This window comes from Rathayibacter sp. AY1H3, from assembly GCF_002932015.1.
Genome location: NZ_PSUU01000021.1, coordinates 49,399 through 63,753, shown reverse-complemented (window position 1 = coordinate 63,753; position 14,355 = coordinate 49,399). Strand labels below are relative to the sequence as shown.

The window sequence follows — 14,355 nt, the reverse complement described above, 5'->3', positions numbered from 1 at the left end:
CGACCGGGGCCGCCCTATCCTTGACGGGTGAAGCCACAGGAGCCGGCGGGCGTCGGACGCGCGGAGCGCACGCTCGCCTACATGTTCATCGCGATCATCGTCGTGACGGTCCTCGCGTTCCTCGCGATCCTGGTCGCCCCCGCGCTCGGGATCCGCGAGTACGCCGGCCCGTTCTGGCAGTTCGTCTTCGCCGTGCCGCTGGTGGGCCTGCCCATCGCGTTCCTCATGATGATCGCGATGCTCATCGTGGGGGTCCGGCGCCGCCGCGCGCAGTCCTGATCGGACGCGCTCTCCTCCTGCCGCACCGCCTCCGATCCGGCGTTCCCCGCCGCCGAGCCGGCACCGAGCGCCCGGACAACCGACTCCCAGACTCCGTACAGCCGACGGCCAGATACTGTCCTGCATGGACGGACCCCGCATTCTCATCGTCGACGACGAGCCCAACATCAGAGACCTGCTCACCACGAGCCTCCGCTTCGCCGGCTTCGCCGTGCGTGCGGTCGGCAACGGGGCCCAGGCGATCTCGGCGGTCCTCGAGGAGGAGCCGGACCTGATCATCCTCGACGTGATGCTCCCGGACATGAACGGATTCGGCGTGACCAAGCGCCTCCGCTCGGCCGGGTACACCTCCCCCATCCTCTTCCTCACGGCGAAGGACGACACCGAGGACAAGATCACGGGCCTCACCGTCGGCGGTGACGACTACGTCACGAAGCCGTTCAGCCTCGACGAGATCGTCGCGCGCATCAAGGCGATCCTCCGCCGCACCATGCACGCCGAGGAGGACGCCGTCATCCGGGCCGGCGAGCTGACGATGGACCAGGACACGCACGAGGTCCTCGTCGGCGACGAGCCGGTGGAGCTCAGCCCCACCGAGTTCAAGCTGCTCCGCTACCTGATGCTCAACCCGAACCGGGTGCTCAGCAAGGCGCAGATCCTCGACCACGTCTGGGAGTACGACTTCAACGGCGATGCGGGCATCGTCGAGTCCTACATCTCGTACCTGCGACGTAAGCTCGACACGCATTCGGAGGAATCGCTCATCCAGACCAAGCGAGGATTCGGATACATGCTGAAGGTCGCGAAGGCCTAGCCTCCGCCACCTCGGCGCCACCTCCCGCCGGAGGCGCGGCGCCCGCCGATCCCGAGGGAGTTCCACCGCCATGCACCAGGGTCTGGCCGAGCGGTGGAACTCGATTTCGTTGCGCACCAAGATCACCGCGGTCACGGTCCTCCTGCTCACGCTGGGACTCCTCGTCTCCGGGATCGGGACGATGACGATGCTGAAGCCGCAGCTCGTCGCCCAGCTCGACGCGCAGCTGGCCGACCAGGTCCAGCGGACGGCGAGCGACCTCTCCGTCAACGACCTCGCCGCGATCGACGAGTCCAAGGCCGACTTCGGCGCCGTCTACGACCAGTACGGCACGCTCGACAACACGAACGCGTCCGGCGCGGCCGACCCCGCCTTCCCGCAGACCTTCACCCTCGAGCAGGCGCTGCAGGGCGGCGACAAGCCGATGGAGATCTGGAGCTCCAACGGCAAGGTCGAGTACCACGTCATGTCGACGGTGTTCACGAGGGGCACCGAGTACCAGACGCTCCTGCTCGCGGTGTCGACCCGCAGCGTCGACGTCATCATGACGACGTACCTCACGATCTTCCTCGGCTTCGGAGTCGCGATCGTCGTGATCGGCGCACTCCTCACCCGCCTGCTGGTCACCACCACCTTCGCCCCGCTGCGCGAGGTCGAGCAGACCGCCGCCGCCATCGCCGACGGCGACTTCAGCCAGCGCCTGGACGGCACGACACCCAACACCGAGGTCGGACGCCTCAACCGCTCCCTGAACGCGATGCTCGGGCGGATCGACTCCGCCTTCCGCGACCGCGCCCGCACGATCGACCAGATGCGCCGCTTCGTCGGCGACGCCAGCCACGAGCTGCGCACCCCGCTGGTCTCCGTCCGCGGCTACGCCGAGCTGTACCGGATGGGCGCTCTGCAGACGCCCGAGGCCGTCGGCCAGGCGATGGAGCGCATCGAGAAGGAGGCGATCCGGATGGGCGGCCTGGTCGAGGACCTCCTCGAGCTCGCCCGCCTCGACGAGACGAAGCCTCTCGCACTCGCGCCCGTCGATCTGATGCCGCTCGCCCGCGACGCCGCGATGGACGCGATGGCCTCCTGGCCCGACCGCGACTTCGGCGTCGAGACCCGCGACGACACCCCCGTGGAGACGCCCGCGCTCGAGCCCGACGAGGCCGGCGCCTCCGCCACTCAGACCATGGAGCTGACGAACCCCGGGCTCACCGGCCCGATCGCCGCGGCAGGAGCGAGGCTCGCCCGATTCCGCCGGCGTCCGCGCCGGGTCAACGCCGAGGAGATCGCCGCCGGCACCGCCACCGCCCCCGAGGAGCCGGGCGTGCCCGCGATGGTGATGGCGGAGGAGAACAAGATCCGCCAGGTCCTGACGAACCTGATCGGCAACGCCGTCCGCTACACGCCCGAGGACACTCCGATCGAGATCGGCGTCGCCGTCGACCGCTCCCGCCGCCTCGCCCTGCTGGAGGTCATCGACCACGGCGAGGGCATCCCGCCGCAGATCCGCGAGAAGATCTTCCAGCGCTTCTGGCGCGCGGACACGTCGCGGACCCGCGAGACCGGCGGCAGCGGCCTCGGACTGGCGATCGTGTCCTCGATCGTCGCCGCGCACAAGGGCCGCGTGGACGTCGTCGAGACGCCGGGCGGAGGCGCGACCTTCCGCGTCGCGCTGCCGCTGCTCACGGTCGGCCAGAACGGCGAGACCTCCCCCGCCTCGGTCTGATCCGCACCGCGGTCCGTCCTTCCTCGGGGGCCCCTTCGGTCCGAGCTCTCCCGTCGACGTCCGCGAGCGGCACAGATCGATCCGCCCGAGCGACCGTGACCTCGCCCACCCGGCCCGCACGGCCGCGCACGGCCGCGCACGGCTCACTCTCTCCTCTTGGGGACCAACGGGCGGCGAGCCCGCCCGGACCGCTGGAGATGACACCCGACGCTCGACGGATGCCGCGTCGCCGGCTCTTGCAGAGTCGCCGTCCGCATCCGTTCGGCCGACGACATCTCCGCCCCGACCCCGTACGTCGCGACCCGCACCGGCGCACCCCACGCGCTTCTGGTGCCGGTGTCCGCTGAGGAGACCGAGGCGGCGCGGAGTGCGGTGCCACCGCAGGAGGACCGCCGTTGTGGTCGCGGAGCGGATTCAGAACCACCTGCCGGTTCGGTCGCCTGCTGCTCGCTCAGATGCCTCCGGAAACGCCGAAGGCGGCTCCCCCGGAGGGGAACCGCCTTCTGCGTGGTGGGGGGACGGACTAGAAGTCCATGCCTCCGGTGGGGTCGCCGCCCGCGGCGACCGGGTTCTTCTCGGGCTTGTCGGCGACGACGGCCTCCGTGGTGAGGAAGAGACCGGCGATCGACGCCGCGTTCTGCAGAGCGGAGCGCGTGACCTTGACCGGGTCGATGATGCCCGCGGCGATGAGGTCGACGTACTCGCCGGTCGCGGCGTTGAGGCCGTGTCCGGTGGGCAGCTCGCGGACCTTCGCAGCGACGACGCCGGGCTCCATGCCCGCGTTGAGGGCGATCTGCTTGAGCGGGGCGTCGATGGCGACCTTGACGATGTTCGCGCCGGTCGCCTCGTCTCCGACGAGCTCGAGCTTCTCGAAGGCGAGCTTGCCGGCCTGGATGAGGGCGACGCCACCACCGGCGACGATGCCCTCCTCGACGGCGGCCTTCGCGTTGCGGACGGCGTCCTCGATGCGGTGCTTGCGCTCCTTGAGCTCGACCTCGGTCGCCGCTCCGGCCTTGATGACCGCGACGCCGCCGGCGAGCTTCGCGAGGCGCTCCTGGAGCTTCTCGCGGTCGTAGTCGCTGTCGGTGTTCTCGATCTCGCCGCGGATCTGCGCGACGCGGCCGGCGATGGCCTCGGCGTCGCCGGCACCCTCGACGATCGTGGTCTCGTCCTTGGTGATGACGACCTTGCGGGCCGAGCCGAGCAGGTCGAGGGTGACGTTCTCGAGCTTGAGGCCGACCTCCTCGGAGATGACCTGGCCGCCGGTGAGGATCGCGATGTCCTGGAGCTGCGCCTTGCGACGGTCGCCGAAGCCGGGGGCCTTGACGGCGACCGACTTGAAGATGCCGCGGATCTTGTTGACGACCAGGGTCGCCAGCGCCTCGCCGTCGACGTCCTCGGCGATGATCAGCAGCTGCTTGCCCGCCTGGATCACCTTGTCGACGACCGGGAGCAGGTCCTTGATGTTCGAGACCTTGGAGTTGACGATGAGGATGTAGGGGTCCTCGAACACCGCCTCCTGGCGGTCGGGGTCGGTCACGAAGTACTGCGACAGGTAGCCCTTGTCGAAGCGCATGCCCTCGGTGAGCTCGAGCTCGGTGCCGAAGGTGTTCGACTCCTCGACGGTGACGACTCCCTCCTTGCCGACCTTGTCGATCGCCTCGGCGATGATCGCGCCGATCTCGGGGTCCGCGGCGGAGATGGAGGCGGTCGCCGCGATCTCCTCCTTGGTCTCGATCGCCTTCGCGCCGGCGATGAGCTCGGCGGTGACGGCCTTGACGGCCTTCTCGATGCCCTTCTTGAGGCTGATCGGGTCGGCGCCGGCCGCGACGTTGCGCAGGCCCTCGCGGACGAGCGCCTGAGCGAGGACGGTCGCGGTGGTGGTTCCGTCGCCGGCGACGTCGTCGGTCTTCTTGGCGACCTCCTTGACGAGCTCGGCGCCGATCTTCTCGTACGGCTCGTCGAGCTCGATCTCCTTGGCGATGGAGACGCCGTCGTTCGTGATGGTGGGAGCGCCCCACTTCTTCTCGAGGACGACGTTGCGGCCGCGCGGGCCGAGGGTCACCTTGACCGCGTCGGCCAGAGTGTTGAGTCCACGCTCGAGGCCGCGGCGGGCTTCTTCGTCAAAAGCAATGATCTTGGCCATGTGTGTTTCTCGTCCCTCCCGGACGTCGTGAAATGTCTGTGCTGGCACTCGACCGGAGCGAGTGCCAAGGTCGATTCTGGCACTCGCGGTGGACGAGTGCAAGCGACCGGCACGCGCTCCGACACGAAGGAGCCGCCGCCCGCACGAGGCGGACGACGGCTCCCGGGAGGCTCGGTGGTCAGGCCGGGCGGACCGATTCGGCCTGGGGGCCCTTCGACCCCGTGCCGACCTCGAACGCGACCTGCTGCCCCTCCTCGAGGACCTTGTACCCCGACATGTCGATCGCGGAGTAGTGGACGAAGACGTCCTGTCCGCCGCCGTCGACCGTGATGAAGCCGTAGCCCTTCTCAGCGTTGAACCACTTGACGGTTCCGTTCGCCATCTCTGTACTCCCCAGTGCTGTGATGCCCGCGGCACGAGCGATGTGCTGGTGCCTGGTCAGGAATACTAATCCGGCTATCGGCCCCGGGAGGGGCTGGAAAGGGCCTCGCGGGGAAGAGTTGCCCGGGATTCAACACGGAGGAAACGTGCCCGTAACAGAGGGCCCCGATCAGCCCTGCTCGGAGGCGTAATCGGCCCCCAGGACCACGACGACGGAGCCCGTCTCGACGAAGTCCTGCGAGAGCAGGACGGTCCCCGTTCCGAGCGAGTCGACGAGACCGAGGGCCGCTCCCTCGAGCGCTGGGTCGGTGTAGTAGACGGTCGTGGCGGCGATGTCCTCGGTGTTCGCGTTCGCGACGGTCGGGACGCTCCATCCGGCCGTCGTCAGGGCGTCGCCGGCGCTGGCGGCGAGTCCGACGGTGGCGGTGCCGTTGAGGACGGCGACGGCGAGATCGGGATCGAGCGTCGCGGCTGCGGTCGGGGTCGCCTCCGCGGTCGCGGTCGGCGGAGTGAAGACATCCGTGAACTGCACCCGGTCGTCGATGACCAGCAGCCCGATGAAGCCGAGCAGGACGATGACTCCGGTGGCGAGGGCGGCCCAGGCGAGGGCGACGGCGCGGGCGTGAGGGGCCGGCGGCCGGCGGTGGGCGCCGACGCGCGCCTCCGTCGCCGGGACCTCGTCGAAGCGGTCTCTCGGGTGCGTGTTCGACATCGGGGGTACGGCCGGCCTTCCGTTGGTGGACTCGAGCAGCTCGTCTACTCGAGGCGCCCGAGGCGTCGCGAGGCGCGGGCGCCGGCGCGCTGGTCGCGGATGCGCTGCAGCCGCGTGACGAGCATCGGGTCGTGCGCGAGGGCGGCCGGAGAGGCGAGCACCGCGCTGAGCACCTGATAGTAGCGGGCGGCCGACAGTCCGAACTGGGAGCGGATCGCGTCGTCCTTGTCCCCGGAGCGGGCCGTCCACTCGCGCTCGAAGGCGAGCACCCGCAACTCGCGCTCGGACAGACCGGTGCCCGGTCTCGGGTCCGTCGTCCTGCTCATCCGTCCAGGGTAGGCAGGCCCACGGCCGCCGCCGGGGAGGCGCTCCGAACACCTCGTGACCGTGTCGCGGCATGGAGGCGGGGAGTCTCCTCCACAGCCCGCGGAGGCGGAATGGAGCCGTCGCCCCGGGGGTTGGACCAGGTGGAGGGGCGCGACCGCCCCCGTACACTGACGAGGATTCCGAGGGAGACCCATGTCGTCGTATTCCGTGAACAAGTCCGACGCCGAGTGGCGCGAGGAGCTCGACCGCGACCAGTACGCGGTCCTGCGCGAAGCGGCCACCGAGCGCCCGTGGACCGGCGAGTTGCTCGACGAGCACCGCTCCGGCCTCTACACCTGTGCCGCCTGCAGCGCCGAGCTCTTCAAGAGCGGCACCAAGTTCGACTCCGGCTGCGGCTGGCCGAGCTTCTACGAGTCCGTGAACCCGGACGCGGTCCAGCTGATCGAGGACAGCACCCTCGGCATGGTCCGCACCGAGGTCCGCTGCGCGAACTGCGGATCCCACCTGGGACACGTCTTCCCGGACGGCTTCGGCACGCCCACCGGCGACCGCTACTGCATGAACTCGATCGCCCTGAACTTCCAGGCCGAGGGCGAGTGACCGTGTCCTCCTCCCCCGTGCTCGAGGCCGTCCTCGCGCGCCGATCGCGCTCGAAGGTGACGCCGGAGGCTCCGGGGCACGACGAGATCGCGGCGTTCGTCTCGGCGGCGTCGCGTCTCGCCGATCACAGCTCGCTGCGCCCGTGGCGGGTCATCGAGATCCGCGGCGCCGCCCGCGACCGGGTCGGCCGCAGCTTCGCGGTCGCCTCGGGCGCGAAGAAGGACCCGCGGAAGTACATCGAGAAGACGCACCGCGCCTCCCTGCTGCTGGCCGTCGTGGTCAGCGTCAAGAAGTCGAAGGTGCCGGCCTGGGAGCAGGAGGCCGTCGCCTCGGGCGTCGCCCACCTCCTGAGCCTGCTGCTCGACGAGGCGGGCTGGGGCGTCTTCTGGCGCACCGGCTCCTACACGCGCGACAAGGCCGTGCGGAAGGCGCATCGCCTCGAGAAGGGCGAGGAGCTGCTCGGCTGGCTCTACGTCGGCCGTCCCGACGGGAAGATCGGCGGCCCCAAGCGTCCCGCTCCCGCCGAGCGGCACCTCAGCATCCTCGAGCCGTGAGACGCGGCGGGCCCGGATCCGGCCGGATCCGGGCCCGCGATAGGGTGGCCGGGCGCGCGAGCGCACCTGCCGACGTGGCGCAATTGGTAGCGCACCCGACTTGTAATCGGGCGGTTACGGGTTCAAGTCCCGTCGTCGGCTCAGGAGAGAAGAAGGCCCCGACCGCTGTATGCGGTCGGGGCCTTCTGCATGCGCGGGGCTCGTGCGCGTCCGGGGCTCAGCCCGCGGCGGCCGGAGTCGGCTCGGAGGAGGCCGGAGCCTCGGTGGAGACCGGGGCGTCGCCGGGAGCCGGGGTCTCGGTCGACGCGGGGGCCTCGGTCGAGGCGGGCGTGTCGCTCGGCGCCGGAGTCTCGGAGGAGGTGGGCGCGGGAGTCGCCGACGAGTAGGAGTCGGCGGCGGCCGAGAGCACGAAGGAGCTGAAGGCGTCCGGGTCGGTCAGCGAGCCCGAGTACGCCTCGCCGTTGACCAGGACGGTCGGGGTGCCTGTGACCGCGGGCACGTCCGTGCCGGGCAGCGGACCCGAGGTGGCGCGCTCGGTCGCGGCGCGGACCCAGCTCACGAAGCTCTGGTCGTCGATGCAGGTGTTCACGGCCGCCGTGTCCTCGACGCCGGCCTGCGAGGCGTAGTCCTTCAACTGGTCGTCCGAGAGTCCGTCGGTCCCCTCCGCCGGCTGGTCGGCGAACAGCAGGGAGTTGAAGTCGAAGAACGAGTCGGGCGAGCGGTCCGCGACGCACGCGGCGGCGTTGGCCGAGCGCTCCGAGTACTTGGTGCCGTTGGAGCGGGTCGTGAGGATGGCGATCGGGTGGATCTCGACCGTCGCGGCACCGCTGGTCACCCACTCCTTGATCTGGTCGCCGTTGGTCTTCTCGAACTGGCCGCAGTAGGGGCAGAGGTAGTCGAGGTAGACCCGAATGTCGACCGTGCCGGCCGAGGTGTCGAGCGCGCTGGGGGTGGGCGTCCCGTCGGCGGCGACGGCGCCGCTCGTCTGCGCGACCATGTTCTCGCCGATGACGACACCGTCGCTCGCCATGTTCGCCGGGCCCGGACCCGCGGGGCGGATGCTCGAGGTGACGGCGAAGACCACGATCACGACGACCGCGATCACGACGGCGGCGAGCCCGCCCTGCAGGGCGAAGCGGCTCACGCGGTCGCGGCGCTTCTGCTGCTCGCGCAGGCGGCGCGCCTTCTCTCGGGCGGCCTCTCGTCGCTGGTTCTTCGAGAGACGGTCGTTGGCTCCGCCGGTGGTCATGACAAGAACGCTCCGAATGAGAGAGGGGGAAGAAGGGGGTCGCCGGGCGCGACTCGCCGGAATCCTACGCGCGAGCCCTGGGAAACCTCCAAACGACGGATACGCGGTGCCCGACCGACGACTGTCGGCCCCGTGGCATACTGTGACGGTTGGTCGGAGTCGCCCACGCGATGATGACCATCACTTCCATTCACTCGGATCGTCCGGCACGTACCTGCCGGTGAAGGAGCAAGAACAATGGCGTCCGTAACTTTCGACCACGCGTCCCGCGTCTACCCCGGGGCCACTCGCGCCTCCGTCGACAAGCTCAACCTCGAGGTGGGCGACGGCGAGTTCCTCGTCCTCGTCGGCCCCTCCGGCTGCGGCAAGTCCACCTCCCTGCGCATGCTCGCCGGCCTCGAAGAGGTCAACGAGGGCCGGATCCTCATCGGCGACCGCAACGTCACGGACGTTCCGCCGAAGGACCGCGACATCGCGATGGTCTTCCAGAACTACGCGCTGTACCCGCACATGTCGGTCGCCGAGAACATGGGCTTCGCGCTCAAGATCGCCGGCGTCAACAAGGACGAGCGCGCCGCGCGGGTCCTCGAGGCCGCGAAGATGCTCGACCTCGAGCCCTACCTGAACCGCAAGCCGAAGGCGCTCTCCGGTGGCCAGCGCCAGCGCGTCGCGATGGGCCGCGCCATCGTCCGCAAGCCCCAGGTCTTCCTCATGGACGAGCCGCTGTCGAACCTCGACGCCAAGCTCCGCGTGTCCACCCGCACCCAGATCGGCACGCTGCAGCGCCGCCTGGGCATCACCACGGTCTACGTCACCCACGACCAGACCGAGGCGCTCACCATGGGCGACCGCATCGCGGTCCTCAAGGACGGCCTCCTCCAGCAGGTCGGCTCGCCCCGCGACCTGTACGAGAACCCGAACAACGTCTTCGTGGCCGGCTTCATCGGCTCGCCCGCGATGAACCTGTTCCACGCGGACGTCACCGACGGCGGCGTCAAGTTCGGCGACACCGTCCTCCCGATCGCCCGCGAGGCGCTCGCGAAGACGAGCCAGAAGGTCGTCACGCTCGGCGTGCGCCCCGAGGACGTCACCGTCTCGACCCAGCCCGGCGGACTGCCGATCGAGGTCGACCTCATCGAGGAGCTCGGCTCGGACGGCTACCTCTACGGCCACACCGAGGTCGAGGGCCGCCGCACCGACATCGTCGCGCGCGTCGACGGCCGCGTGCACCCCACCGCGGGCGACCGCGTGTACGTGACCGCGAACCACCGCGTGCACATCTTCGACGCGGAGTCGGGCGAGCGTCTCTCCTGAGCCTCCTCCTGCACCGCACGCTGCCGCCGTCCCCTCCAGGGCGGCGGCAGCGTCGTCTGCGGCTCCCCCACCGTCCGACACGCGACACGAACGGCGCACCATGTCCGGCTCCCTGAACATCACCTCGGCCACCGTCGACCCGGCCCTGCTCGACCTGCCGTGGAACCTGCGGCTCGACGACTGGCCCGACGAGTACATCGCCGCCCTGCCGAAGGGTATCTCGCGGCACACGGTCCGCTTCGCCCACCTCTCCGGTCACGTCGTCGCCGTCAAGGAGACGACCGCCGAGATGTCGCGGCGCGAGTACGAGATGCTGAAGACGCTGCAGCGCCTCGACGTGCCGTGCGTGGTGCCGGGCGCCGTGATCACGAACCGCACCGACGACGAGGGCGAGGCCCTGCCCGCCGTGCTGGTCACCCGTCACCTCAAGTTCTCGCTCCCCTACCGCGCGCTCTTCTCGCAGACGCTGCGGCCGGACACGGCGACCCGCCTGGTCGACGCGCTGGCGCTCCTCCTGGTCCGCCTGCACGTGATCGGCTTCTTCTGGGGCGACGTCTCGCTCTCGAACACTCTCTTCCGGCGCGATGCCGGCGCCTTCGCCGCCTACCTGGTCGATGCGGAAACCGGGCAGCTCTACTCGGGCGGCCTCTCGAACGGCCAGCGCGAGAACGATCTGGAGATCGCCCGCGTCAACATCGCCGGCGAGCTGCTCGACCTCGAGGCCGGCGGTCGCGTCGACGACGACCTCGATCCGATCACGGTCTCCGACGGCATCGTCGCGGCGTACCGCAGCCTCTGGAAGGAGCTGACCGGTGCCGAGTCGTTCGCGACCTCGGAGCGCTGGCGGATCAACGACCGCGTGAACCGGCTGAACGAGCTGGGCTTCGACATCGAGGAGCTCGCGATCAGGACCGACGAGGCCGGGTCCACGGTGCGGATCCAGCCGAAGGTGGTCGACGCCGGCCACCACCAGCGGCGGCTGCTCCGTCTCACCGGGCTGGACGCGCAGGAGAACCAGGCGCGGCGCCTGCTCAACGACCTCGACTCGTACACGGCGACCTACGACAAGCAGGGCCTGGACGAGGAGATGGTGGCGCACGAGTGGCTGGCGCAGGTGTTCGAGCCGGTCATCCGCTCGATCCCCCGTGATCTCAAGGGCCGCCTGGAGCCGGCCGAGATGTTCCACCAGCTGCTCGAGCACCGCTGGTTCATGTCGCAGCAGCAGGCGCGCGACGTCCCCTTGGCGGAGGCGGTCACCGCCTATGTGAACGACATCCTGCGTCACCGCCGCGACGAGGCGACGGTCATCGCTCCTCCCACCGAGGCGCTGACCCTCCCGAACCTCGTCCTCGACGAGTCCGGCGACGCCGAGCTCACCGACGAGGACGCCGACGTCGACTGGACGAAGAACGTCTGACCCCCACCACCGCAAGAGGGCCCGTGCTGTCAGCACGGGCCCTCTTCGCATCCCCCCGGCTCGCTCAACGCAGGCGGCGCACTCGGTCCGCTCGCCGCAGGCGGCGCCCCTGTCCGCTCGCCGAAGGCGGCGCCCCTGACATCCAGACCTGGAGCGCGGGTGCCGGCGCGGTGAGCTGCAAGGCGGAGGAGGAAGCGATACCGGCGGTATCGCGCCCGACGACAACGCCGCAGATCGCCACGCCGGTGCCCGCGCGGTGAGCTGCAAGGCGGAGGAGGAAGCGATACCGGCGGTATCGCGCCCGACGACAACGCCGCAGATCACCGTGCCGGCGCCCGCGCTACTCGGAGGCGGAGCGGAGTTTGGAGATCTCGTAGAGCGCGACCGACGCCGCGATCCCGGCGTTGAGGGATTCGGTGGCGGAGCTGATCGGGATGGAGACGACGGCGTCGCACTGCTCGGTGACGAGGCGGGAGAGGCCCTTGCCCTCGCTGCCGACGACGACGAGGAGCGGCCGGTCGGCGAGTTCCAGGCCGGGCAGCATCACGTCGCCGTCGCCGTCGAGTCCGATGACGAAGACGCCTGCGCGCTTGAAGTCCTTGATCATGGCGGTGAGGTTGGACGCCATCGCGACGGGGATGCGTGCGGCGGCTCCGGCGGAGGTCTTCCAGGCGGCGGAGTTGAGGCCCACGGAGCGGCGCTGCGGGACGATGACGCCCTGTCCGCCGAACGCGGCGACGGAGCGGATGATCGCTCCGAGGTTGCGCGGGTCGGTGATGCCGTCGAGGGCGACGAGGAGGGGGACCGCTCCGCGGGAGACGTTGCGCTCGAGCAGGTCGCTCGGGTGGGCGTACTCGTAGGGCGGCACCTTCAGCACGAGGCCCTGGTGCACGGAGTCGGGGCCGGCGAGGCGGTCGAGCTCCGGGCGCATGACCTCGAGCACGGGAAGGTCGCGGGCGGTGGCGATCTTGAGCGCCTCCTTGACCCGGTCGTCCATCTCGATGCGGGTCGCGAGGTAGAGGGTGGTGGCCGGGATGCTGGCGCGCAGCGCCTCGAGGACCGAGTTCCGGCCCGTCACCATCTCGAAGTCGTCGCCGCTCTTGGGCTTGCGCGACGGAGCGGGGCGCCCCTGTCCGCGGGCGGCCGCGGAGAGGGCTCCGCCGGGGCGGCCCTTGCCGCCTGCGGCGACGAAGCGCTCGCGCGCGAGCTTCGCCTTGCCTGCGGGGTGGTAGGGCCGGTCCTCGGCCTTGGGCGTGGGCTTCTTGCCCTCGAGGGCCTGACGGCCCTGACCGCCGGAACCGACGGCCTTGCCCTTGCTCTTCTTTCGGACCGCTCCGGGGCGGCCGGGCTTATTCGCCATCGAGACTCCAATGCGCACCCGTCTGGGTGTCTTCGATCGTGATTCCCGCCGCGGCGAGATCGGTTCGGATGCGGTCGGCGCTCGCCCAGTCGCGCTGCTCGCGCGCGGTCTGGCGTTCGGCGACCAGGCGGTCGACCAGCACGCTGAGCGCGCGGTACGAGGGTTCGTCGTCGGAGCGCGCCCACTCGGGCGCCTCCGGGTCGATGCCGAGCACGGCCGCCATCGCGAGCACCTGGGTGCGCAGGGCCGAGACGGAGCCGAGGTCCTCGGCGTCGAGGGCGGCGTTGCCGGCGCGCACGGTCTCGTGCAGGACGCCGATGGCCTGCGGGACGGACAGGTCGTCGTCCATCGCCTCGGCGAACTCCTCCGGGACCACCGGCTCGCCGAGCGCGGCGAACCGCGTGCCGTCGAGGCGGCGGCGGGAGCGCTCGAGGAAGCCCTCGATCCGCTCCAGCGCCGCTTCGGCCTCCTCGAGGGCCCCGTCGTGGAACTCGAGGGTGGAGCGGTAGTGGGCCGAGCCGAGGTAGTAGCGGACGACGAGCGGGCGGGCCGCCTCGAGCAGCTCGGAGGCGAACACCGAGTTGCCGAGCGACTTGCTCATCTTCTGGCCGATGACGGACACGAGACCGTTGTGCAGCCAGTAGCTGGCGAAGGCGTGGCCGGCGGCGCTGGACTGGGCGAGCTCGTTCTCGTGGTGGGGGAAGCGCAGGTCGAGCCCGCCGCCGTGGATGTCGAACTGGGTGCCGAGGTACTTCGTCGACATCGCGGAGCACTCGATGTGCCAGCCGGGGCGCCCGGCGCCCCACGGCGAGGCCCAGGCGGCCGACTCGGGCTCCTCCGGCTTGGCGCCCTTCCACAGAGCGAAGTCGTGCGGGTCGCGCTTGCCGCGCGGGTCGGCGTCGGTCGCCGCCTCCATGCTCTCGAGGCGCTGGTGGGTGAGCGAGCCGTAGTCCGGCCAGGACCGCGTGTCGAAGTAGACGTCGCCGGAGTCGTCGGGCGCCGGGTAGGCGTGACCGCGCTCGATCAGGGTCTGGATGAGGGTGATCATCTCGGCGATGCTCGCGGTCGCGCGCGGCTCGTAGGTCGGCGGGAGGATGCCGAGGGCCGTGTACGCGGCGGTGAACTCGAGCTCGACGCGGTAGGCGAGCGCCCACCACTGCTCGACCGGCGCACCCTCGGGCACCCGACGCCGCGCGTCCTCGGCGATGGCGAGGATCTTGTCGTCGATGTCGGTGACGTTGCGCACCAGGGTGACCTGGAAGCCGCGGTACGCCAGCCAGCGGCGCAGCTGGTCGTAGGCGAGGGCGGAGCGCAGGTGCCCGATGTGGGGCGAGGACTGAACGGTGGGTCCGCAGACGTACATCCCGACCTCGTTCTCGCGGAGGGGGACGAAATCGACGAGGGCCTGGGCCTTCGAGTCATGCAGTCGCAGAGTCACGCGGGCGAGTTTACCGGGCGGACCGCTCCCGGCCGGGTCGG

The 14,355-nt window shown here is 70.5% G+C and carries 14 protein-coding genes and 1 tRNA gene; 8 read left to right on the top strand and 7 right to left on the bottom strand.

Annotated elements, in window-relative coordinates:
* Positions 1–27 precede the first annotated feature (27 nt).
* From C5C33_RS09990 to C5C33_RS09980, 3 genes are all read left to right on the top strand, one after another.
* Positions 28–279: a hypothetical protein gene (locus C5C33_RS09990; protein WP_244229474.1), complete on the top strand. Its 252-nt coding sequence runs from the start codon at positions 28–30 to the stop codon at positions 277–279.
* Between the two features lie 124 nt (positions 280–403).
* Positions 404–1,093 (top strand): response regulator transcription factor, encoded by a 690-nt coding sequence (locus tag C5C33_RS09985; RefSeq protein WP_055787731.1) that lies wholly within the window; start codon positions 404–406, stop codon positions 1,091–1,093.
* A gap of 70 nt (positions 1,094–1,163) precedes the next feature.
* Entirely contained in the window at positions 1,164–2,816 is a 1,653-nt protein-coding gene (locus C5C33_RS09980; RefSeq protein ID WP_104224601.1) for a HAMP domain-containing sensor histidine kinase, read from the top strand.
* Positions 2,817–3,339: 523 nt separating this feature from the next.
* Here the strand turns inward: C5C33_RS09980 and groL are convergent.
* The 4 genes from groL to C5C33_RS09960 form a co-directional block, all read right to left on the bottom strand.
* Positions 3,340–4,962, bottom strand: a complete 1,623-nt coding sequence (gene groL / locus C5C33_RS09975) for a chaperonin GroEL (protein WP_104224600.1) — start codon at positions 4,960–4,962, stop codon at positions 3,340–3,342.
* 178 nt (positions 4,963–5,140) lie between these two features.
* Positions 5,141–5,344: a cold-shock protein gene (locus C5C33_RS09970; RefSeq protein WP_104224599.1), complete on the bottom strand. Its 204-nt coding sequence runs from the start codon at positions 5,342–5,344 to the stop codon at positions 5,141–5,143.
* 168 nt (positions 5,345–5,512) lie between these two features.
* Complete coding sequence (locus tag C5C33_RS09965) at positions 5,513–6,055, bottom strand: LytR C-terminal domain-containing protein (RefSeq protein ID WP_104224598.1); 543 nt, start codon at positions 6,053–6,055, stop codon at positions 5,513–5,515.
* A 44-nt stretch (positions 6,056–6,099) separates the two neighbouring features.
* Positions 6,100–6,381: a DUF3263 domain-containing protein gene (locus tag C5C33_RS09960; RefSeq protein WP_104224597.1), complete on the bottom strand. Its 282-nt coding sequence runs from the start codon at positions 6,379–6,381 to the stop codon at positions 6,100–6,102.
* 193 nt (positions 6,382–6,574) lie between these two features.
* Between C5C33_RS09960 and msrB the strand changes: the two genes are divergently transcribed.
* The 3 genes from msrB (at position 6,575) to C5C33_RS09945 (ending at position 7,677) form a co-directional block, all read left to right on the top strand.
* Positions 6,575–6,982: a peptide-methionine (R)-S-oxide reductase MsrB gene (gene msrB, locus C5C33_RS09955; RefSeq protein ID WP_104224596.1), complete on the top strand. Its 408-nt coding sequence runs from the start codon at positions 6,575–6,577 to the stop codon at positions 6,980–6,982.
* Positions 6,979–7,536: a nitroreductase family protein gene (locus C5C33_RS09950; protein ID WP_104226480.1), complete on the top strand. Its 558-nt coding sequence runs from the start codon at positions 6,979–6,981 to the stop codon at positions 7,534–7,536. Before msrB ends, C5C33_RS09950 begins: the two co-directional genes overlap by 4 nt.
* Before the next feature lie 68 nt (positions 7,537–7,604).
* Positions 7,605–7,677 (top strand) — tRNA-Thr (locus C5C33_RS09945).
* A gap of 76 nt (positions 7,678–7,753) precedes the next feature.
* On the opposite strand, the gene C5C33_RS09940 is transcribed toward C5C33_RS09945, so the two are convergent.
* Complete coding sequence (locus tag C5C33_RS09940) at positions 7,754–8,785, bottom strand: thioredoxin domain-containing protein (protein WP_104261016.1); 1,032 nt, start codon at positions 8,783–8,785, stop codon at positions 7,754–7,756.
* 237 nt (positions 8,786–9,022) lie between these two features.
* Here C5C33_RS09940 and C5C33_RS09935 point away from each other — a divergent pair, with 237 nt between their 5' ends.
* Together C5C33_RS09935 and C5C33_RS09930 are read left to right on the top strand one after the other, a co-directional pair.
* Positions 9,023–10,099: an ABC transporter ATP-binding protein gene (locus C5C33_RS09935; RefSeq protein WP_104224593.1), complete on the top strand. Its 1,077-nt coding sequence runs from the start codon at positions 9,023–9,025 to the stop codon at positions 10,097–10,099.
* A 100-nt stretch (positions 10,100–10,199) separates the two neighbouring features.
* Positions 10,200–11,516, top strand: coding sequence for a DUF4032 domain-containing protein (locus C5C33_RS09930; RefSeq protein WP_104224592.1), 1,317 nt, complete (start codon positions 10,200–10,202; stop codon positions 11,514–11,516).
* Between the two features lie 340 nt (positions 11,517–11,856).
* Here the strand turns inward: C5C33_RS09930 and rlmB are convergent, their stop codons facing one another.
* Both rlmB and cysS read right to left on the bottom strand, forming a co-directional pair.
* Entirely contained in the window at positions 11,857–12,876 is a 1,020-nt protein-coding gene (gene rlmB, locus C5C33_RS09925; protein ID WP_104261015.1) for a 23S rRNA (guanosine(2251)-2'-O)-methyltransferase RlmB, read from the bottom strand.
* Positions 12,866–14,314: a cysteine--tRNA ligase gene (gene cysS, locus C5C33_RS09920; RefSeq protein ID WP_104258202.1), complete on the bottom strand. Its 1,449-nt coding sequence runs from the start codon at positions 14,312–14,314 to the stop codon at positions 12,866–12,868. The genes rlmB and cysS overlap by 11 nt, the downstream gene beginning before the upstream one ends.
* Between the last annotated feature and the right edge of the window lie 41 nt (positions 14,315–14,355).